The 18,936-nt window shown below is 72.1% G+C and carries 15 protein-coding genes; 6 read left to right on the top strand and 9 right to left on the bottom strand.

Annotation, left to right across the window (positions count from 1 at the left end; all coding sequences use genetic code 11):
- Positions 1 to 8 precede the first annotated feature (8 nt).
- The 5 genes from JNB62_RS16465 to JNB62_RS16485 form a co-directional block, all read right to left on the bottom strand.
- Positions 9 to 1,553 carry an ATP-binding cassette domain-containing protein gene (locus tag JNB62_RS16465; RefSeq protein ID WP_220301987.1) on the bottom strand — a complete coding sequence of 515 codons (1,545 nt, stop codon included), beginning with the start codon at positions 1,551 to 1,553 and terminating at the stop codon, positions 9 to 11.
- The gene (locus JNB62_RS16470; RefSeq protein WP_220301988.1) at positions 1,550 to 2,431 is read right to left on the bottom strand and encodes an ABC transporter permease; all 882 of its coding nucleotides are present in this window, start codon (positions 2,429 to 2,431) and stop codon (positions 1,550 to 1,552) included. The genes JNB62_RS16465 and JNB62_RS16470 overlap by 4 nt, the downstream gene beginning before the upstream one ends.
- A gap of 1 nt (position 2,432) precedes the next feature.
- Complete coding sequence (locus tag JNB62_RS16475) at positions 2,433 to 3,464, bottom strand: ABC transporter permease (protein ID WP_220301989.1); 1,032 nt, start codon at positions 3,462 to 3,464, stop codon at positions 2,433 to 2,435.
- A 3-nt stretch (positions 3,465 to 3,467) separates the two neighbouring features.
- Positions 3,468 to 5,018: an ABC transporter substrate-binding protein gene (locus JNB62_RS16480; RefSeq protein ID WP_220301990.1), complete on the bottom strand. Its 1,551-nt coding sequence runs from the start codon at positions 5,016 to 5,018 to the stop codon at positions 3,468 to 3,470.
- A 140-nt stretch (positions 5,019 to 5,158) separates the two neighbouring features.
- Positions 5,159 to 5,974 (bottom strand): DUF427 domain-containing protein, encoded by an 816-nt coding sequence (locus tag JNB62_RS16485; RefSeq protein ID WP_220301991.1) that lies wholly within the window; start codon positions 5,972 to 5,974, stop codon positions 5,159 to 5,161.
- Positions 5,975 to 6,155: 181 nt separating this feature from the next.
- Here JNB62_RS16485 and JNB62_RS16490 point away from each other — a divergent pair, with 181 nt between their 5' ends.
- Genes JNB62_RS16490 through JNB62_RS16510 form a run of 5 tightly spaced genes read left to right on the top strand, consistent with a single transcriptional unit; the run spans position 6,156 to position 12,508 of the window.
- Entirely contained in the window at positions 6,156 to 7,208 is a 1,053-nt protein-coding gene (locus tag JNB62_RS16490; protein WP_220301992.1) for an LLM class flavin-dependent oxidoreductase, read from the top strand.
- On the top strand, positions 7,205 to 8,533 hold the full coding sequence (locus JNB62_RS16495) for an LLM class flavin-dependent oxidoreductase (protein WP_220301993.1): 1,329 nt from the start codon (positions 7,205 to 7,207) through the stop codon (positions 8,531 to 8,533). Before JNB62_RS16490 ends, JNB62_RS16495 begins: the two co-directional genes overlap by 4 nt.
- Positions 8,530 to 9,861 carry an NtaA/DmoA family FMN-dependent monooxygenase gene (locus JNB62_RS16500; RefSeq protein ID WP_220301994.1) on the top strand — a complete coding sequence of 444 codons (1,332 nt, stop codon included), beginning with the start codon at positions 8,530 to 8,532 and terminating at the stop codon, positions 9,859 to 9,861. Before JNB62_RS16495 ends, JNB62_RS16500 begins: the two co-directional genes overlap by 4 nt.
- Entirely contained in the window at positions 9,858 to 11,186 is a 1,329-nt protein-coding gene (locus tag JNB62_RS16505) for an O-acetylhomoserine aminocarboxypropyltransferase/cysteine synthase family protein (RefSeq protein ID WP_220301995.1), read from the top strand. The genes JNB62_RS16500 and JNB62_RS16505 overlap by 4 nt, the downstream gene beginning before the upstream one ends.
- On the top strand, positions 11,183 to 12,508 hold the full coding sequence (locus JNB62_RS16510; protein WP_220301996.1) for an NtaA/DmoA family FMN-dependent monooxygenase: 1,326 nt from the start codon (positions 11,183 to 11,185) through the stop codon (positions 12,506 to 12,508). The genes JNB62_RS16505 and JNB62_RS16510 overlap by 4 nt, the downstream gene beginning before the upstream one ends.
- An 84-nt stretch (positions 12,509 to 12,592) precedes the next feature.
- Here the strand turns inward: JNB62_RS16510 and JNB62_RS16515 are convergent, their stop codons facing one another.
- Positions 12,593 to 13,507, bottom strand: a complete 915-nt coding sequence (locus JNB62_RS16515) for a LysR family transcriptional regulator (protein ID WP_220301997.1) — start codon at positions 13,505 to 13,507, stop codon at positions 12,593 to 12,595.
- 76 nt (positions 13,508 to 13,583) lie between these two features.
- Here JNB62_RS16515 and JNB62_RS16520 point away from each other — a divergent pair, with 76 nt between their 5' ends.
- Positions 13,584 to 14,606 carry a YeiH family protein gene (locus tag JNB62_RS16520; protein ID WP_220301998.1) on the top strand — a complete coding sequence of 341 codons (1,023 nt, stop codon included), beginning with the start codon at positions 13,584 to 13,586 and terminating at the stop codon, positions 14,604 to 14,606.
- Between the two features lie 179 nt (positions 14,607 to 14,785).
- Here the strand turns inward: JNB62_RS16520 and JNB62_RS16525 are convergent, their stop codons facing one another.
- The 3 genes from JNB62_RS16525 to JNB62_RS16535 all read right to left on the bottom strand — a co-directional run bounded on the left by JNB62_RS16525 (position 14,786) and on the right by JNB62_RS16535 (position 18,902).
- Entirely contained in the window at positions 14,786 to 15,793 is a 1,008-nt protein-coding gene (locus JNB62_RS16525) for a zinc-dependent alcohol dehydrogenase (protein ID WP_220301999.1), read from the bottom strand.
- A 30-nt stretch (positions 15,794 to 15,823) separates the two neighbouring features.
- Positions 15,824 to 17,536 carry an IlvD/Edd family dehydratase gene (locus JNB62_RS16530; protein WP_220302000.1) on the bottom strand — a complete coding sequence of 571 codons (1,713 nt, stop codon included), beginning with the start codon at positions 17,534 to 17,536 and terminating at the stop codon, positions 15,824 to 15,826.
- A 430-nt stretch (positions 17,537 to 17,966) separates the two neighbouring features.
- Positions 17,967 to 18,902, bottom strand: coding sequence for an aldo/keto reductase (locus JNB62_RS16535; protein WP_220302001.1), 936 nt, complete (start codon positions 18,900 to 18,902; stop codon positions 17,967 to 17,969).
- Positions 18,903 to 18,936: the final 34 nt, after the last annotated feature.

Below are 18,936 nucleotides of genomic sequence, written 5' to 3' on the forward strand. Positions count from 1 at the left end.
ATCGGCTCTCAGACCGGGGCGGCCGCGGTGCGCTCGTCGCGGCGGGCATGCCCGGCTGCGGCGATGAGACTCTGCGTGTACGGATGGCGGGCAGCGCCGAAGATCTCGGCGGCGGGGGCCGTCTCGACCAGGCGGCCGTGCTGCATGACGGCGACGCGGTGCGAGATGCGCCGCACGACGGCCAGGTCGTGCGAGATGAACAGGTACGAGACCCCGGTGCGCTCCTGCAGGTCGATCAGCAGGTCGATGACGGTCGCCTGCACGGTGACATCGAGCGCCGACGTCGGCTCGTCGCACACGATGAGCGGCGAGCGGCCGGCGAACGCGCGGGCGATCGCGACCCGCTGCTTCTGCCCGCCCGACAGCTGATGCGGCAGCTTGTCGAGCGCGTCGACCGGGAGGCCCGTCTGCTCCACCAGCTCCTCCGGGGTGCCGTCGCCGTGCAGCAGCTCGATCGCGCGTCGCAGCGTCTGGCGCACCGTGCGGCGCGGGTTGAGCGACGCGTCGGGGCTCTGGAACACGATCTGCACCGGTGGCGGCGCGGTCGGGGCATCGAGCACGAGCTCGCCCTCGAAGGCGGTGACGCCGGCCACGACCCGCCCGAGCGTGGTCTTGCCGCTGCCCGATCCGCCGACGATGCCCAGCGTCTCGCCGCGGCCGATGCGCAGGTCGACGCCGTCGAGCGCCGCGTGGCCGGCGTAGTGCTTGCGCAGGCCGGAGGCGACCAGCAGCGGCGGGGCGGCGGCATCCACTCCCCCTCTCACGATCCCGTCGACCGCGGGGATCGCCGCGACCAGCCGTCGCGTGTAGTCGTGCGCCGGGGCGGCGACGAGGTCGGCCGACGTGGTGGTCTCGACCAGGCGGCCGCCCTCGAGCACGCCGATGCGGTCGCTGTGCGCGGCGACGAGCGGCAGGTCGTGGCTGATCAGCAGGCTCGCGAACCCCAGCTGCTGCTGCAGGCGCGCGATGAGCGCCAGCACCTCGGCCTGCACCTGGCTGTCGAGCCCGGTCGTCGGCTCGTCGAGGATCAGCAGGCGCGGCCGGGCGGCGAGCGCCATCGCGATCATGACGCGCTGCTGCTGCCCTCCCGACAGCTCGTGCGGGTAACGGGCCGTCAGCCGCTCGGGGTCGGGCAGCCCGACCTCGGCCAGCGACGACACCGTCGCGTCGCGGGTCGCCGTCGCCGACAGCCCGCGGAGGCGGTGCGCCTCGGCGACCTGCGCGCCGACGGATGCCGTCGGGTTGAGCGCACGCGACGGCTCCTGGAACACCACGCCGATGTCGTCGCGGCGGTACTGCCTGAGACCGGCGGCATCCAGCGACAGCACGTCGCGACCGGCGACCCGCAGCTGGTCGGCACGCAGTCGGGTGCCCGTGGGCAGATACCTCGTGAGGGCCAGCGCGATCGTGCTCTTGCCCGATCCCGACTCCCCCACGAGGCCGTGCGCCTCTCCCTCCGCGATGTCGAGGTCGACGGCGTCTACGGCGGTCCGCCACCCACGGGCCACGCGATGCTCGACCGTCAGTGCGCGCACTGAGACGAGTCCGCTCATCCGCGCAGCACCTCCTTCAGGTTGTCGGCCACGAGGTTGACCGAGACGACGAGCGACGCGATCGCCAGGGTGGGGAACACGAGCGTCCACCACGCACCCTGCAGGTACGCACGGTTCTCGTTCACCGCGAGCCCCCAATCCGGCGACGGCGGCGCTGCCGCCAGACCCAGGAACGACAGCGACGACGCCACGAACACCGCACCGCCGATGCTCAGCGCCGCCTGCACGGCGACCTGCGGCCAGACGTTGGGCAGCAGCTCCCTCGCGAGGATGCGGCCCGTGCGCTCACCCTGCACCTGCGCGCTCGTGACGTAGTCCTTGCCCATCTCGACCAGCACCTCGGCCCGGATGATGCGCGCGATGCCGGGGGCGAACAGCACGCCGATCGCGGCCGCCAGGACGAGCGGGCTGCTGCCGAAGGCGCCCACGATCACCAGCAGGAAGATGAGCGTCGGCAGCGCCAGGAACACGTCGAACGTGCGCATGAACAGCTGGTCCACCCATCCGCGCCGGTACCCGGCCACGAGTCCCAGAGCCGTGCCGAGCGCCGTTGCGATGAGGGTCCCCAGCGGGCCGATCAGGAGCGCCGACTCGGCGCCCGCCAGCACCCGCGCGAACACGTCCCGTCCGATCCGGTCGGTGCCGAACCAGTGCTCGGGACCGGGCGGCGCGAGCTTCACGCCGGTGTCGGCGAACGGATCGAGCCCGAGCCAGCGCCACGCGATCGCCACGAACACCCACCACACGATCACGACGGCCGACAGCGTGAACGTGGGGCGCCGCAGCAGCAGGGCCCAGACGCCGCGGGAACGCGGGGGCGCGGCATCCAACGTCCTCGCAAGGTCGATGCGGTCTGCCAGCAGCACGTCGGCGGCCATGTCAGTCCCCTCCTGTGAACCGCACACGCGGGTCGACGACCATGAACGCGATGTCGGTCAGGAGCAGCGCGCACAGCGAGATGAGACCGGTCACCATGACGCCGGCCGCGAGGATGAAGACGTCCTTCTTCTGGGTGGCCGTCACGATCAGCTCGCCGAGGCCCGGATAGCCGAACAGCGTCTCGACCACGGCGCTTCCGCCCAGCAGCGCTCCGAGATACACCCCGATGAGCGAGAGGGACGGGATCAGCGCGTTGCGCGCCACGTGCCGATGGAACAGGCCACCGCCGTGAGCGCCCTTGATCACGGCCGTGCGGTAGAACTGCGAGCCCGTCGCCTCGACCACCCCGGCGCGGGTCATGCGCGCGAGCACCGACACGTACGCGAGGGCGAGCGTCACCGCCGGCAGCGTCATCGCCCGGAGTCCGGGCAGCAGGCCGGCGCCGACCGCGTCGCCGGACTGGATCGGCAGCACGGGGAAGATGAGCGCGAAGACGATCAGCAGCAGAACCCCCACGACGAACTCGGGCACCGAGGCCAGCGACATCAGGCCGACGGTGACCGCGCGGTCGGTGCGCGAGCCCTCGCGACGGGCCTGCCATGCGCCGAGGCCGATCGCGAGCGGCACGAGGATCACGAAGGCGTAGAGCCCCAGCAGCACCGAGTTCCCGAGCCGCTCCAGCACCAGCGGCGCGACGGGCTCGCCGTACACGAGGCTCGTGCCCCATCGCTCGGTGACGAAGCCGGCCAGCCACGACAGATAGCGTTCGACGAGCCCGCCGTCGAGGCCGTGGGCGGCGTTCCACTCCTGCACCTGCGCGGCCGTCGCATACGGGCCGAGGGCGTTGCGGCCGGGGTCGCCCGGCACCACCTGGATGAGCCAGAACAGCAGCACCGACACGACGAGCAGCACCGCGGGGATCTGGATCGCACGCTGCCCGACGAGGCGGCTGATCGCACGGTGGCGATCGCGCAGCACCGCCGGCCCCCGCGCGAGGCGGGGACCGCTCTCGAGGCGGGGACCGGCGGTCATGCGTCAGTCCTCGATCGAGATGCCGGAGAAGTCGTAGCCGGTGTAGAAGTCCAGCGCCCCGGCGAACTCGCCCTGGACCCGCTTGTCCTGCAGCGACTGCGCCTTCGAGAAGGCCGGCACGATGACGGGCAGGTCGGTCCACTGGATCTCGGCGATCCGGTCGGCCAGCTGCTGGCGCTCGGCGGCGTCGGTGGTGGCGTCGAACTGCGCGGTCACCTGCTCCAGCTCGGGGTTGGAGTAGTGCGACGCGTTCCACGCCGAGTCCGCCGCGTAGATGAGCGACACGTACTGCGACGGCACGCGCTTGGCCCAGTTGGTGACCGTCACGCCGGCCGTCAGCCACGGGGTGTCGTCGCCCTCGGCGTAGTACTGCTCGCCGGTCAGCACGTCGAGGTCGACGTCGAACCCCGGCACGGCGTTCAGCTGCTGCTGCAGCACCTCGCCGAACAGCTGGTTGTCGGTCGTGATCGTGAACGAGAGCGTGCGGCCGTCGAGCAGCTCGGCGACCTTGTCGAGATCCTGCTCGCGCTGCTCGAGCCCGGCCGGCTGCGGCTCGTAGTCGGGGAAGAAGGTGACGTCGTCGGCGATGTCGGCATTGCCCTGGTAGACGTCGTCGACGAGACCCTGGCGGTCGATCGCCCACGCGAGCGCCTCACGCGCGGTCGGGTCGTCGAAGGGCGCGGCGGTCACGTCGAGGAAGATGCCGTCGATCTTGTTGTAGCCCGACGAGATCGTGTCGTACTTCGACGCGTCGACCGTGGCCGCGACGTCGGAGGTGAGTCCGATGCGGTCGATCTCGCCCGCCTGGAAGGCGAGCAGCGTCGCCTGCGTGTCGCCGTAGACCTTGAGCTCGACGCCGTCGAGCTCGATCGCGTCGGCGTTCCAGTACTTCGGGTTCTTGACGTACGTCGCCCCCTTGCCCACGGAGTAGTCCTCGAGCAGGAACTGGCCGGCGCCGACCGGGTTGTCGAGCCACGTCCCGGGCTCGTAGTCGGCGGGGAGGATGCCGGTGTTCGTGCCGGTGAGCAGCAGGGGGAAGTCCGAGAACGGGCGCAGCAGTGTGAAGAGCACCGCTTCGTCGCCGTCGGGGGCGACCGTGTCGAGGATGCCGTCGAAGGCGCTGCGACCGGGTGACTGGCTGTCTTCGGCGGTGATGGCCTGGAACGTCGCGACCACGTCGGCCGAGGTGACGGGCGTGCCGTCGTTGAAGACCGCGCCGTCGCGCAGCGTCACCGTCCACGTGAGGCCGTCCTCCGAGGCCGACCACTCGGTCGCCAGACGCGGGTGCAGGTCGCCGGCTGCATCGAGGCTCACGAGCGGCTCGGTGACAAGGCCCGAGATGATCTGCGCGTTGTAGTCGGCGACCGTCAGCGGGTCGATCTCGCTGCCGGGGTCGGTGATCGGAAGCCGGTAGACATCGTCGGATGCCGCACCCGAGGCGGTGCCGCCGGCACCGCCGGTGGCGCACGCGGTGAGGCTCAGCGCGAGGGCGCCGGCCGCGAGCGCGGCGAGCGCCGCACGCAGCGGACGTCGGGGGTGGATCGAAGGGGCCATGGTGTGTTCCTCTCGGCGGGGGGCGCGGCACGACCGATGTGACGCAGGCTGTGGTGAGCGATCGTGGACCGGGTGCCGCGGCGCCGCCAAGCGGCACGTGACGCGCCGCGACACCCTCGGTCACGATCTGTCACGGGACGTCATGCAGAGCCCACGGGGATGCCGTCGACCTCGACCGTGACGCGCTCCGAGTAGAACGCGACGCGACCGGCGATGGCCGCGACGGCCGGGAGCGGCTCGGGGTACGACCACGCGATCTCGCGCTCGGGCCGGTCCGCGGCCGCCCAGTAGTCGGTCGCCTCCCCCTTGTACGGGCACTCGCTCCACCGGTTGATCTCGCGCAGTGCCGACCAGTCGACGTCTTCGCGAGGCAGGTAGTAGCGGGGCACGAGCCCGGTCTCGTAGACGACGACGGATGCCGTCGAGTCGGCGAGGACGCGGTCGCCGTCGGTCACGACGATCCGGCGCGTGGACGGCAGCGTGTCGACGCGGTTGCGCGGGTCCCGGGGATGAGCGAAGACGCGCTCCTCCTCCTCGGTCCAGCGGTCGAGCACGCCGGGGTACCACGTGAACGCGATGAAGCCGTCGAGCGCATCGACGTCCCAGGTCCAGGCGGCGGCCTCGATGCGGCGGTCGCCGACGACCAGGTCGTACCACTGCCGCGCGGGGACCCGCGGCCGGTAGTACGACGAGGCGGGCGGCTCGCCGGGAACGAGCAGGTCGCGCCACGCGTCGGCGAGCGGGTAGCCGTACTCGGGCACCTTCGCGCCCGGCTCCCACACGAGGATGGGTCGCCGGGAGTCGACGACGGCGAGGTCGCCGACCCAGCCGCGCACCCAGCGCTCGCTCGGCTCCCACGTCCACGTTGCGGCCTGCACGGGGCGGCGGCGCTCCAGCCCCTCGTCGGCGCGGGGCTCGACGCGATCGGCGACGGCGGGACTGCTCTGACTGGTCACGGACACGGTTCCTCCTGCGGGCGGGGTCGGCGGCGTTGCGACGCCACCATGAAAGCCGTCGAGCGGTTGCGCCGCGCCGGGGTTGCCGTCGATGAACGCACATGACGTCCGATGACGACACATGCCGTCGCGTGACAGGGGGCCGGCGGCCGGCCCCGGCGCCGCGCCTAGCGTGACCGCTATGCCTCACTCCGACACCGCGCCCGCCGTGCGCCCGCCGCTGCACCGGCGCCCTCCCCTGCACGTGGGCCTGTTCGCGCATCTCGCCGAGCACCGCGGCACGGTCGAGCAGACCTATCTCGACTACCTCGACCTCTTCGAATTCTCGGAGTCGGTCGGGGTCGAGTCGGCGTGGGTGCGGCAGTTCCACCTGGCCAAGCCCGACGCCGGGCGGCTGGGCGGCCTGCCGTCGCCGTTCGTGTTCCTGGGCGTGCTCGCCGCCCGCACCTCGACGCTGCGGCTCGGCACCGCCGCCATCACGCTCCCGCTCGAGCGCGAGCTTCGAGTGGCCGAGGATGCCGCCGTGCTCGACGTCCTGAGCGACGGCAGGGTCGAACTGGGCCTCGCGAACGGCGGGCAGCCGCAGGTGGCCGCAGCCCTCGGGGTGCCCCGCATCGACGACCGCGAGCAGAGTCGTCGCGCGTATCTGGAGGCGGTCGACCGGGTCGCCGCCGCGCTGCGGAGCGAACCCGTCTCGCCCGACGGCGAGGTGCTCGCGCCGGCTCGCCCTCCGCTGGCCGAGCGCATCTGGCACGCGACGCTCACCGAGCACAGCGCGTTCGAGACCGGCCGACGAGGCGAGGGCGTGCTCATCGGCACGACCCAGGTGGTGCCCGCCGAGGTGTCGGCAGCGGCGTACCATCGCGGCCTCCGCGAGGGAGCAGCCCCGCGCTTGGGCCTGTCGACGTGGATCTTCCCGGGTCGCTCGCGCGAGGACGCGCTGCGCCGAGCCGAGCCGGGCCTCCTCGCCAAATGGCAGTGGGCCAAGGACTTCCTGCCGGCCGCCGACACACCGGCAGACGTGGCCGAGCGCCTCAACCTCCACTACGGCACGGCTGCCGACATCGCGGCATCCATCGCCCAGCACCCCGCCTTCGCCTACACGACGCACGTGCAGCTGCAGCTCGACGGGCTGTACCGCGACGTCGAGGAGCAGAAGGAGGCGCTCGCCCTCTTCACGGGCGAGATCGCCCCGCAGCTGGCGTCGGCCGACCGCACGGCGGTGGCCGCATGAGCCGGGCACCCCTCGTGTTCGCGGCGGGCATCTTCTATCCCGGCGGCGAGCACATCACGGGCTGGCGCGCGCCCGGTTCCGAGCCCCACGCGTATCTCGACCTCGACTACTACACGCGCTTCGCGCAGACGGCGGAGGCAGGACGGTTCGCGACGCTGTTCCTCGCCGACGAGCTGTACGTGTGGGATCGCTTCCGCTCCGGGATCGACCACGGCGTCAACGTGCGGCTGGAGCCCTTCACGCTGCTGAGCGCGCTCTCGCAGGTGACGAGCCGGATCGGCCTGGCCGCCACCGTGTCGACCACCTACAACGAGCCCTATCACGTCGCCCGCAAGCTCGCGTCTCTCGACCACATCAGCGGCGGTCGCGCGGCCTGGAACCTCGTCACGAGCGCGAGCGACGAAGAGGCCCGCAACTTCGGCCGCGACGCCCACCTCGAGCACGGCCTCCGCTACCGCCGCGGCGCCGAGTTCGTCGACGTGGTCAACGGCCTGTGGGACGGGTGGGAGGACGACGCGTTCCTCTTCGACAAGCAGTCCGGCTACTACGCCGACCGTGCCAAGCTGCACGTGCTCGACCACCGGGGCGACCACTTCGCGGTGCGCGGACCCCTGAACATCCCGCGGCCCGTGCAGGGGCATCCACCCCTCTTCCAGGCGGGCGCGTCCGAAGCCGGACGCGACCTCGCGGGCCGCACCGCCGACGCCGTGTTCACGCTCGGCGGCGGATCGCTCGACACCGCGCAGGGCATCTACGACGACTACAAGCGCCGCGCCGTCGCCGCGGGACGCGGCGCCGACGACCTCAAGGTGCTGCCCTGGTTCTCGCCGATCATCGGCGACACGCAGGCCGACGCCGAGGAGCGGTTCCACGAACTCGCCGCCCTCACACCCGACCGCGTGCAGATCGATCTGCTCTCGCACTACCTCGGCACCGACCTCGGCGAGCGCGACCTCGACGAGCCGTTCACTTTCGAGTTCGACCTCGACGGCTTCAACCAGTCCAAGTCCGGCTATCAGTCCATCGCGGCGCTGCTCGCGCAGCGTCCGTACTCGATCCGCGAGCTCGCGTGGGAGGTGCTGCGCCGACGCTTCACCCTCGGCACTCCCGACACGCTGGCCGCGCACCTCGTCGAGCGGTATGAGAAGCGCGCCGCCGACGGGTTCATCCTCATGGCTCCGACGCTGCCCGACACGCTCGTGCGCTTCGTCGACGACATCGTCCCGCGCCTCACCGACGCCGGCGTGTACCCCCGCGAGTACGCCGGAGACACGCTGCGCGAGAATCTCGGACTCGCCCGCCCCGCAGGAAGGTACGCCGCATGACCCGCCGACTGCTCCTCGGAGCGTTCCTGTTCCACCCCGGCGGCTCGCACGTGTCGGGATGGCGGCATCCGTCGGCCGAGCCGCACCGCCACGTCGACATCGAGTACTACGCGCGCTTCGCGCAGACAGCCGAGCGCGGCGTGTTCGACACGATCTTCCTCGCCGACGGCCTGTACTTCTGGGACCGCTTCCCGTCCGGCGTCGACCACTACGGCCAGACGCGGCTGGAGCCCCTCACGCTGCTGTCGGCCCTGGCCGCCCGCACGAGCCGCATCGGCCTGGCGGCGACCGTGTCGACCACCTACAACGAGCCGTACCACGTGGCCCGTGCCATCGCGTCGCTCGACCACATCAGCCGCGGGCGGGCCGCGTGGAACCTCGTGACCTCGCGCTACGACGAAGAGGCCCGCAACTTCGGCGGCGACGACCACCTCGACCATTCGCTGCGCTACGAGCGCGGGGCCGAGTTCGTCGACGTCGTCCACAAGCTGTGGGACAGCTGGGCCGACGACGCGATCCTCGCCGATCGCGAGAGTGGACTGTTCGCGGATGCCGGCGGCCTGGCCGTGCCCGACCACCGCGGTCCACACTTCACGGTGCGGGGGCCGCTCAACGTCTCGCGCCCGCCGCAGGGATACCCGGTGCTGTTCCAGGCAGGCGGCTCGGAGGCGGGCCAGGAGCTCGCCGCTGCGACCGCGGACGCCGTGTTCGCCCGTCCTCTTCCCCTCGCCGACGCGCAGGCTTTCTACGCCGGACTCAAGGCGCGTGTCGTCGCGCACGGGCGGCAGCCCGACGAGGTCGCCATCCTTCCTTCGCTGCGGCCCGTGGTCGCCGAGACCGAGGCCGATGCCCGCGCACTCGCGGCCGAGATCCTCGCATCGACGCCGGACGCCATCATCGTCGAGGACGTCGCGCACTCCATCGGGCAGACGCTGCCCGCCGACCCGGACGCCCCCATCATCCCGGCACCGGACACCGACATCGCGAACGAGTCGAAGTCGCCGAACCGGCGGCTCGCGCGACTTCGGTCCGGCGAGAGGCTCACGGCGCGCGACCTCTACGCCGAGTCCTTCTGGGAGTCCGTCTCGGTCGGCACCGCCGCCACGATCGCCGACGACATCCAGCGGCGCTTCGAATCGGGGGCCGCCGACGGCTTCGTCGTGCAGGCGCTCACGCAGCCCCTCGGGTTCGAGTCCTTCGTCGACCTCGTCGTGCCCGAGCTGCAGCGGCGCGGTCTCACCCGCGCCTCGTATGAGGAGACCACCCTGCGCGAGCGCCTGGGTCTCGCCCGTCCGTCCCGTCGTGTCGCCGAGCCGGTGACGGCATGACACGCGACGATCACGCCCGGCTCGCCTTCGCCACCCGGCAGCTGCATGCCGGCGACCGCACGCCGGGTCCGCATCGGCCGCGCGCCACGCCCATCTACCTCACCGCGGGCTTCGAGTTCGACGACTTCGACCAGGCGCACGCCCGCTTCGCCGGCACCGAGGAGGGGTTCAGCTACACCCGTGTCGGCAATCCGACCAACGTGGCCGCCGAAGAGCGCATCGCCGATCTCGAATCGGGTGTCGGCGCCCTGCTGCTGGGCAGCGGCCAGGCGGCGGTGGCGACCACCGTGCTGGCGCTCGTGTCTGCCGGCGATCACGTCCTGGCCTCGTCGAGCATCTACGAGGGCACGCGCGAACTCCTGCGCGACGACCTCGCGCGCCAGGGCGTCGCCGTGGACTTCATCGGCGATCCGAACGACGCCGCGGCGTGGGATGCCGCCGTCCGGCCGACGACGAGGCTCCTGTTCGCCGAGTCCATCCCCAATCCCAAGAACGATGTTCTCGACGTCGCCGCGATCGCGGCGGTTGCGCATCGCCACGGCGTGCCGCTCGTCGTCGACAACACGCTGGCGACGCCGTACCTGCTGCGCCCGCTCGAGCACGGCGCCGACATCGTCGTCCACTCGGCGAGCAAGTTCCTCGCCGGGCACGGCACGGTGCTCGGCGGCGTGATCGTCGACGGCGGCACCTTCGCCTGGGCGGACCACCCCGACGCGTACCCTCAGCTCGCACGCCAGCGCGGACTCGATGGGCTCACGTTCGCGGAGCGCTCGCCCCGCACGGCCTTCCTCGACTTCGCCCGCCGCGTGGCCATGCGCTACGGCCCCGTGCCGTCGCCTCTCAACGCGTTCCTCATTATCCAGGGGATCGAGACGCTGTCGCTGCGCGTCGCCCGGCAGTCGGCCACCGCGCTGCAGCTCGCGACCTGGCTCGAGCGGCAGCCGGGTGTCGAGAGCGTCGACTACAGCGGCCTGCCGTCGAGCCCGCATCACGCGGTGGCGGCGCGCTACCTGCCGCTCGGGCAGGGGTCGGTGTTCGCCGTCACGATCCGCGGCGGACGCGAGGCCGCGCGGATCTTCACCGACGCCCTGCGCCTGTTCACCCGCATGACCCACCTCGGCGATGTGCGATCGCTCGTGCTGCACCCGGCGACCACGACGCACGTGCTGCGAGACGAGGGGCAGCTCGCCGCCGGCGGCATCGGACAGGGGCTGCTGCGCCTGTCGATCGGGCTCGAGGAGCCCGAAGACCTCATCGCCGACCTCGACCGCGCCCTCGCGGCGGTCGCGGCGGCCGACCTCTTGAGCACCGTAGGAGCGTCATGACCCGACCGCAGCACTTCGGCTGGTTCCTCTCGCGAGGCTTCGGACCGCATGGCTGGGCACGGCCGTACCACGAGTGGAACTGGGCGTGGCAGCGCCCCGACCTCTACCAGCAGTCCGCGCGCGAGCTCGAGCAGGCGGGATTCGACTTCGTGCTCATCGAGGACGCCCTGTCGGTCGGCATCACGCCCGAGACGCTGAACCTCCGCGTCCGCAAGGCGTACGGGGGCCCCAAGCACGACCCCTGGACGCTCGCGCCCTATCTGTTCGCGGCCACGCGGCATCTCGGCGTCATCCCGACGGCGAACCCCGTGTCGCTGCATCCCTATCAGGCGGCGCGTCAGTTCGCCTCGCTGCAGCATCTGAGCGGCAGCCGCGTCGGCCTCAACGTCGTCACCGACGTCGGCAGCGCCCATCATTTCGGCCAGCCCCGGCTGCCGCACGACGCCGCGTACGACCGCGCCCAGGAGTGGCTCGACGCGCTGCGCCTGCTGTGGCACAGCTGGGACGACGACGCCCTGATCGCGGATCCCCAGACCCAGATCTACGCCGACGGCACGAAGATCCACGCGGTGCAGCATCGCGGCGAGTACTACTCGTTCGACGGGCCGCTCAACGCCGAGCCGTTGCCGGCCGGCGACCCGATCGTGGCCTCGCCCGGCGGCTCCCCCCGCGGCATCGGCTTCGCCGGGCGCAACTCCGAGATCCAGCTCGCACTGTCGAACCTCGACGTCGACGCGGTCCGCACGTACCGCGAGCGCGTGCGCGAGGCCGCGGTCGCCGCCGGGCGTAGCGCCGACGACATCAAGACGCTGTTCGTCTTCAAGCCGATCGTCGCAGCGAGCAGCGAAGAGGCGGACCGCATCGTTCGAGCCTCCGAGACGCCCACCGACGCGACGCTGCTCGAAGTGGCCGAAGCGTGGTCGAGCGACCTCGAGACCGACCTCACCGCCCTCGACCTCGACCGCCCCCTGGACCCGGCGATCTTCGGCGACCATGTCTCGCAGGGGACGATCAAGGGCCTGCGCGGCCGGTTCGACAGCTTCGCCGACGTGCCGCTGCGCGCGATCCTCGCCGGCAAGGCACGGCTCGGGCGGATCGGCGACGGGATCAGCGGCACGGTGGGCACGGCCGACGAACTGGCCGACCTCATCGAGGAGCTGGGTGAGGATGCCGGCAACGACGGCCTCATCTTCTCCGGCGATCTGCATCCCGTGACGATCCACCGCACCCTCGACGAGCTCGTGCCCATCCTGCGGCGTCGCGGCATCCTCCGTGCCGAGTACGCGGACGGCGGCCTCCGCGCCAACCTGTCGGCCTTCTGACGCGCACTCCGACCGTCATCGTCTTCGCCCGCGGGACGAAGGACCGCACCGCCGTCGACCGAGTCCCGCGCCGCACGGCCCTGCTCACGTGGCGCGAGCGGCCTCGAGCAGCTCGCGCGCGACCGGGGCGAGGTCACGGGGCGTGCCGCGCCAGATCGCGGTGATGGGGCGCAGGATCGGATCGGTCGCGACCGCCACCTGCGCCAGGCGACCGAGGCGGAGGTCGTCGGCGACGACGCGACTCGACAGCACGGCCGGCGCCAGGCCGCTCGCCACCGCCGACCGGATCGCCGCAGCGTTCGCGAGGACCAGCGCGGGCTCGGCGGGCGGGTGGCCGAGCCGCCCCTCGACGACGAGCTCCCACGCGCGCCGCGTCCCGCTGCCCCGCTCGCGCGCGACGAGCCCGGTCGCGGCGACCTCGTCGAGTCCGACCGTGTCGCGCGACGCCCACGGGTGATCGGTCGCCACGACGACCACGAGCTCGTCACGGGCGACGACGCGACTCCACAGGTCCGTCAGCGGCTCGGGACTCTCGATGAATCCGATGGATGCCGCACCGCTGCGCACCCGTTCACACGTGTCGGCGCTGTTCGCGGTGAGCAGGCGCACCTCTGTCGGCTGACGGCCGGCCGCCAGCTGCGTCGTCCGCAGGGTGACCAGCCAGTGCGGCAGCAGATGCGCCGCGACGGTCTGGCTCGCGGCGACGGCGAGCTCGCGGCCCGATTCCCCGCGCAGCTGATCGACCCCGGTCTCGAGCCGGTCGGCGGCGTGCAGCAGGTCGTCGGCCCACGAGGCGAACACCTCGCCCGCCGGGGTGGCGGTCACGCCGTGCGGGGAGCGCAGCAGCAGCTCGAGCCCGAGGGCACGCTCCATGGCCCGCAGCCGCGCCGACGCCGACTGCTGGGTGACACCGCGCTCTCGCGCCGCGGCCGAGATGGAGCCGGTCTCGAAGACGGCGCGCAGCAGGCGGAGCGACTCGACATCGGGCACATATCCCACAGGTACAGCCTATGCCTGTACCCCTACGCGTCCCGCGGGGATACCCGCCGCGCGGTCGAGGAGCGAGCGTTGAAGGGTGTTCCGCCCCTCCCCGCTCGCCCACCGCACCGCGCAGCTCCTCCCCGGCGTCGCGCTGTGCCTCGCGATCGGCGGCGTCTCGCTCGCGATCGGCGCGGCTGCCCCGGTGGTCGGCACGGCGCTGCCGGCCATCGCTCTCGGCGTCGCGGTGGCCGCGTTCCGCCGTCCGGGCGCTCGCACGGGCCCAGGCATCGCGTTCTCGGGCAAGTGGCTGCTGCAGGCGGCTGTGGTGCTGCTGGGAGCGCACCTGTCGCTGCAGGACGTGCTCGCGGTCGGCGCGGAATCCCTGCCCGTCATGCTCAGCACCCTGACCGTGTGCCTCGTCGCCGCGTGGGGGCTCGGCCGGGCCCTGCGGATCGACGGGCGGCTGCGCACCCTCATCGGGGTCGGCACCGGCGTCTGCGGCGCGTCCGCGATCGCCGCCGTCGCTCCGGTCATCGCGGCGACGAGCGGAGAGATCGCGTACGCCGTGTCGACGATCTTCGTGTTCAACATCGCCGCGGCGGTCGCGTTCCCGCTGCTCGGGCACGCGCTGGGGCTGGACGCCCACGCGTTCGGGCTGCTCGCCGGCACCGCGATCAACGACACGAGCTCGGTGGTCGCGGCGGCCACGACATTCGGCGCGGGAGCCCTGGGCTTCGCCGTCGTCGTGAAGCTCGTGCGCACGCTCATGATCGTGCCGATCTGCGTGGGACTGGCCCTCCGTCAGCCCGGCTCGCGTAGGCGCGAACTCATGCGCCACCCGTGGCGCATCGTCACGCTCGTGCCGTGGTTCATCGTCGGCTTCGTCGTGATGACCCTCGCGAACTCCGCCGGTCTCATCGCCGGCCCCGTGCGCGACACCTTGCTCGCTCTGAGCGGCATCCTCATCGCCGCCGCACTCGCGGGCATCGGCCTGTCGACGGACCTCGGCGCCATCCGGCGCGCGGGCTGGCGCCCCCTCGCACTCGGCGGGGTGCTCTCGGTGCTCGTCACGGCCACGGCGGTGGGCGCGCTCGCCCTGACCGGACAGCTCGCCTGAGCCCCGGCATCCCTCCCTCCCCCCTCGTCAACAGGTCAACCGCGCCTGCGTAGGACGCGCGGGCCGGATTCCTCTTGTACAAACGCGGTTGACCTGTTGAACGAGGGACGAGGGATGCCGCCACTCGGCGCGACCCGACCGCCCGGGCGCGGGCCGCGCCGACCGCCCCGATGCCCCGGCTACAGGGCGACGTGGAACTTCGGGCCGGGCCCGGCCCCGGGCGGACGCGAGCCGGCGAGGATCGCGGGCAGCTCGTCGAGTGCCACGGTCGCGGCGACGAGCGGACGCGGGTCGACGATGCCCGCGGCGTACGCGTCGATGGTTCCCGCGAGGCCCGGCGAGGCGCTCAGCACGCCGACGGCCGTGACGTCCTTGAGGGCGAGGTCGCGCGTGTCGATGACACTGGGCGTGCCCGCCAGTCCGATGTACACGACGCGTCCGCCCGGTTCGACGAGCTCCAGGGCGCGTGCGGGCAGAGTGGGCGAATTGGATGCCTCGATCACCGCGTCCCAGGGCAGCCCGGGCAGGTCGGCCTCGGTCCAGACCTCGTCGAAGCCCAGCGAGCGCGCGAATCCCGCCGACGCCGCGTCGCGGGCCAGCAGGTGCACCTCGGCGCCCGCGGCGCGGGCGAACAGCGCGCACAGCAGGCCGATCGTGCCCGGCCCGAGCACGAGGCACCGGTCGCCGGGGCGCAGCGCCGCGCCCTCCACGGCGCGGAACGCGTTTCCGCCCGGCTCGACGAGCGCCCCCATGGCGTCGTCGACCACGTCCGGCAGCCGGTGCAGCGAGCGCACCGGCGTCGCGACCCGCTCCGCGAGCGCACCGGCCTTGCCTCCGCGGATGCCGAGCTCGAGCCGGCGATCGCACACGTGCTGCCGGCCGTGCTCGCAGCGGCGGCATGCGCCGCAGCCGAGCATCGTGTCGCCGGTGACGCGGCGTCCGATCCACGACGGGTCCACGCCGGGGCCGACGGCTGCCACCGCACCCATCCACTCGTGACCGATGCGCATCGGATACGCGGCGTGTCCCGAGTGCAGGTATGCCATGTCGCCCGTGAAGAACTCGACATCGGTGCCGCAGATGCCCGCGCGCCGCACGTCGACGACGACCTCACCGGGCGCGGCGACGGGCTCGGCCACGTCGTGCACCTCGGCGTGGCCGGGTGCCGTGATGACGAGCGCCTTCATCGCCGGGCTCGCGGGGGCAGCAGCTGCAGCTCAGTGGGATTCACGGCGGACCTCGGATCCGGATGCGCCGACGAGGAAGTCGAGGTCGGCGCCGCGGTCGGCCTGCAGCACATGGTCGACGTACAGCCGCTCCCACCCGCGACGCGGGTTCGCGTACCCGTCGACGGTGGCCTGGTTTGGGGCGCGTCGGGCGAGCTCGTCGGCGGGAACGTCGAGGTCCAGCCGGCGGGCGCGCACATCGAGGCTGATCCAGTCGCCCGTCTGCACGAGGGCGAGCGGTCCGCCCGCCGCGGCCTCGGGGGTCACGTGGAGCACGACCGTGCCGTAGGCGGTGCCCGACATGCGTCCGTCGCAGATGCGGACCATGTCGCGCACGCCCCTCTCCAGCAGCTTGGTCGGCAACGGCATGTTCGACACCTCCGGCATGCCCGGATACCCCTTCGGTCCGCACCCGCGCAGCACCATCACCGAGTCCTCGTCGATGTCGAGGTCGGGGTCGTCGATGCGCGCGTGGAAGTCCTCGATCGAGTCGAACACCACCGCCCGCCCCCGATGCTTCAGCAGATGCGGCGATGCCGCCGCGGGCTTGATGAGCGCCCCGCCGGGGGCGAGCGACCCGCGCAGCACCGAGATCCCCGCGTGCGACTGCAGCGGGGATTCGCGCGGCGTGATGACGTCGGCATCCCAGATCTTCGCGTCCTCGAGGTACTCGACCAGCGGACGCCCGGTGATGGTCAGCGCCTCCGAGTCGAGCAGGTCGCGCACCTCGCGCAGCACCGCGAGGAACCCGCCTGCCCGGTAGAGGTCGTCCATGAGATACCTGCCCGCCGGCTGCAGGTTCACCAGCAGCGGCACCTCCGCACCGATCCGGTCGAAGTCGTCGACAGTCAGGTCGATGCGCAGGCGCCCGGCGATCGCCAGCAGGTGCACCACCGCGTTCGTCGACCCGCCGATCGCCGCCAGCGCCACGATCGCGTTGTGGAAGCTGCCCTTCGTGAGGAACGACGACGGACGCCGATCCTCCGCGACCAGCTGCACCGCGAACCGACCCGTGTCATGCGCGGCCTCCAGCAGCCGCGCATCCGCGGCCGGCGTCCCGGCGAGCCCCGGGATCACCGTGCCGAGCGCTTCGGCGACCAGCGCCATCGTCGAGGCCGTGCCCATCGTGTTGCAGTGGCCCTTCGAGCGGATCATCGACGACTCGCTCTTGAGGAACATCGCCTCTGACAGCGTGCCGGCCCGCACCTCTTCGCTCAGGCGCCAGACGTCGGTGCCGCATCCCAGCGCCTCTCCCCGGAAGTGGCCGGTGAGCATCGGCCCGCCCGGCACCACCACCGCCGGAAGATCGACGGATGCCGCCGCCATCAGCAGCGACGGGATCGTCTTGTCGCACCCGCCCAGCAGCACCACCCCGTCGATCGGGTTGGCACGCAGCATCTCCTCCGTGGCCATCGCCGCCATGTTGCGCCACAGCATCGCCGTCGGCCGGACGTTCGTCTCACCCAGCGACACCACCGGCAGCTCCAGCGGGATCCCGCCCGCCTCGTACACGCCGTTCTTCACCGACTGCGCCACCTCCGACAGGTGCGCATTGCACGGCGTGAGATCTGACGCCGTGTTCGCGATCGCGATCTGCGGACGCCCCGTGAACGCACTGTCAGGCACACCCCGCCGCATCCACGCGCGATGGATGTACGCGTTGCGGTCATCCCCCGCATACCAGTGCGCACTGCGAAGCGTCATCGTCGACCTCTCGTCCCGGCCACGCGCAGCCGCACGGCCCTTCCGCCATCCTCCCCGATCCTCCGCCCGGCGCGCCCGAGGCACGGCCCTGTGAGAAATGGCCTGCCCACCGCGCCGGCCGCGGCCGCTGGCATCCCTCACCCTTCAACAGGTCAACCACGCTTCCACAGGACCGATTCAGCCCGTTCCTCCTGCGCAACGCCGGTGACCTGTCGGACAAGCCACACCGGGCGCCACCCGAGACGAGTGAATGCCGCGACCCGGCCGGCTCCGCCGGCCGCGCCCCCCCGGCATCCCTCACCCCTTTCAACAGGTCAACCACGCCTCCACAGGACCGATCCACCCCGTTCCTCCTGCGCAACGCCGGTTGACCTGTCGAACAAGCCACACCGGCCGCCGACCCGAGACGAAGGGATGCCGCGACCCGGCCTCAGGGAACGCGATACCCCGCGGCGCGGAAGAGCTCGTACCACTCCGCGCGCGTGAGGACCACGTCCGAGCCCTGCGCGGCCCCGCGCACGCGCTCCGGCGTCGTCGTGCCGAGCACGACCTGCATCGCGGCGGGGTGGCGCGTGATCCACGCCACGGCGATCGCGATCGGGGGCACGTCGTACGCCGCGGCGAGGCGGTCGACCACGGCGTTCAGCTCGGGATAGTCGGGCGAGTCCAGGAACACGCCGGTGAAGAAGCCGGCCTGGAACGGCGACCACGCCTGGATGGCGATGTCGTGCAGCCGGCAGTAGTCCACGATGCCGCCGCCGTCGAGGGTCAGCGACTGGTCCTCGCCCTGCATGTTCGCCGCGACGCCCTGCGCGATGGCCGGGGCGTGCGTGATCGACAGCTGGATCTGGTTGGCGACGAGGGGCTGGCGCACCGACTTCTTGAGCAGGTCGATCTGGCGCGGCGTGTGGTTCGAGACGCCGAAGGCGCGCACCTTGCCCGCGGCTTCGAGGTCGTCGAAGGCCCGCGCGACCTCGTCGGGCTCGACGAGCGCGTCTGGACGATGCAGCAGCAGGATGTCGATGTAGTCGGTCTCGAGAGCACGCAGCGACCCCTCGACGGACTCGACCAGGTGCTCGTACGAGAAGTCGAAGTACGGGCCCTCTCGCACGATGCCCGCCTTGGTCTGGATGGTGAGCTGCTCGCGGTCAGACGGGCTGAGCCGCATGGCCTCGGCGAACCGTCGCTCGCACCCGTGCAGGTCCCTGCCGTAGACGTCGGCGTGGTCGACGAAGTCGATCCCGGCGTCGCGGGCCGTGTTCACCAGCGTGCGCACCGCGTCGTCGTCGAGGTCCTGGATCCGCATCAGTCCGAGCACCACCTCGGGTGCGGGGCGGTCGATGCCGGTGAGGCCGATGGTCTTCATGCTGTCTGCTTTCGTTCGACGGCCGCGACGTCAC

The sequence above is a fragment of the Microbacterium jejuense genome (genome assembly GCF_019511665.1).
Lineage (GTDB): Bacteria > Actinomycetota > Actinomycetes > Actinomycetales > Microbacteriaceae > Microbacterium > Microbacterium jejuense_A.

What these genes read in the sequence shown, in the direction of transcription:
- JNB62_RS16500 (WP_220301994.1), top strand. Translation starts at nt 8,530, where the DNA reads ATGACCCGCCGACTGCTCCTCGGAGCGTTCCTGTTCCACCCCGGCGGC.
- JNB62_RS16530 (WP_220302000.1), bottom strand. Translation starts at nt 17,536, where the DNA reads ATGACGCTTCGCAGTGCGCACTGGTATGCGGGGGATGACCGCAACGCG.
- JNB62_RS16505 (WP_220301995.1), top strand. Translation starts at nt 9,858, where the DNA reads ATGACACGCGACGATCACGCCCGGCTCGCCTTCGCCACCCGGCAGCTG.
- JNB62_RS16490 (WP_220301992.1), top strand. Translation starts at nt 6,156, where the DNA reads ATGCCTCACTCCGACACCGCGCCCGCCGTGCGCCCGCCGCTGCACCGG.
- JNB62_RS16480 (WP_220301990.1), bottom strand. Translation starts at nt 5,018, where the DNA reads ATGGCCCCTTCGATCCACCCCCGACGTCCGCTGCGTGCGGCGCTCGCC.
- JNB62_RS16525 (WP_220301999.1), bottom strand. Translation starts at nt 15,793, where the DNA reads ATGAAGGCGCTCGTCATCACGGCACCCGGCCACGCCGAGGTGCACGAC.
- JNB62_RS16470 (WP_220301988.1), bottom strand. Translation starts at nt 2,431, where the DNA reads ATGGCCGCCGACGTGCTGCTGGCAGACCGCATCGACCTTGCGAGGACG.
- JNB62_RS16535 (WP_220302001.1), bottom strand. Translation starts at nt 18,902, where the DNA reads ATGAAGACCATCGGCCTCACCGGCATCGACCGCCCCGCACCCGAGGTG.
- JNB62_RS16475 (WP_220301989.1), bottom strand. Translation starts at nt 3,464, where the DNA reads ATGACCGCCGGTCCCCGCCTCGAGAGCGGTCCCCGCCTCGCGCGGGGG.
- JNB62_RS16510 (WP_220301996.1), top strand. Translation starts at nt 11,183, where the DNA reads ATGACCCGACCGCAGCACTTCGGCTGGTTCCTCTCGCGAGGCTTCGGA.
- JNB62_RS16465 (WP_220301987.1), bottom strand. Translation starts at nt 1,553, where the DNA reads ATGAGCGGACTCGTCTCAGTGCGCGCACTGACGGTCGAGCATCGCGTG.
- JNB62_RS16495 (WP_220301993.1), top strand. Translation starts at nt 7,205, where the DNA reads ATGAGCCGGGCACCCCTCGTGTTCGCGGCGGGCATCTTCTATCCCGGC.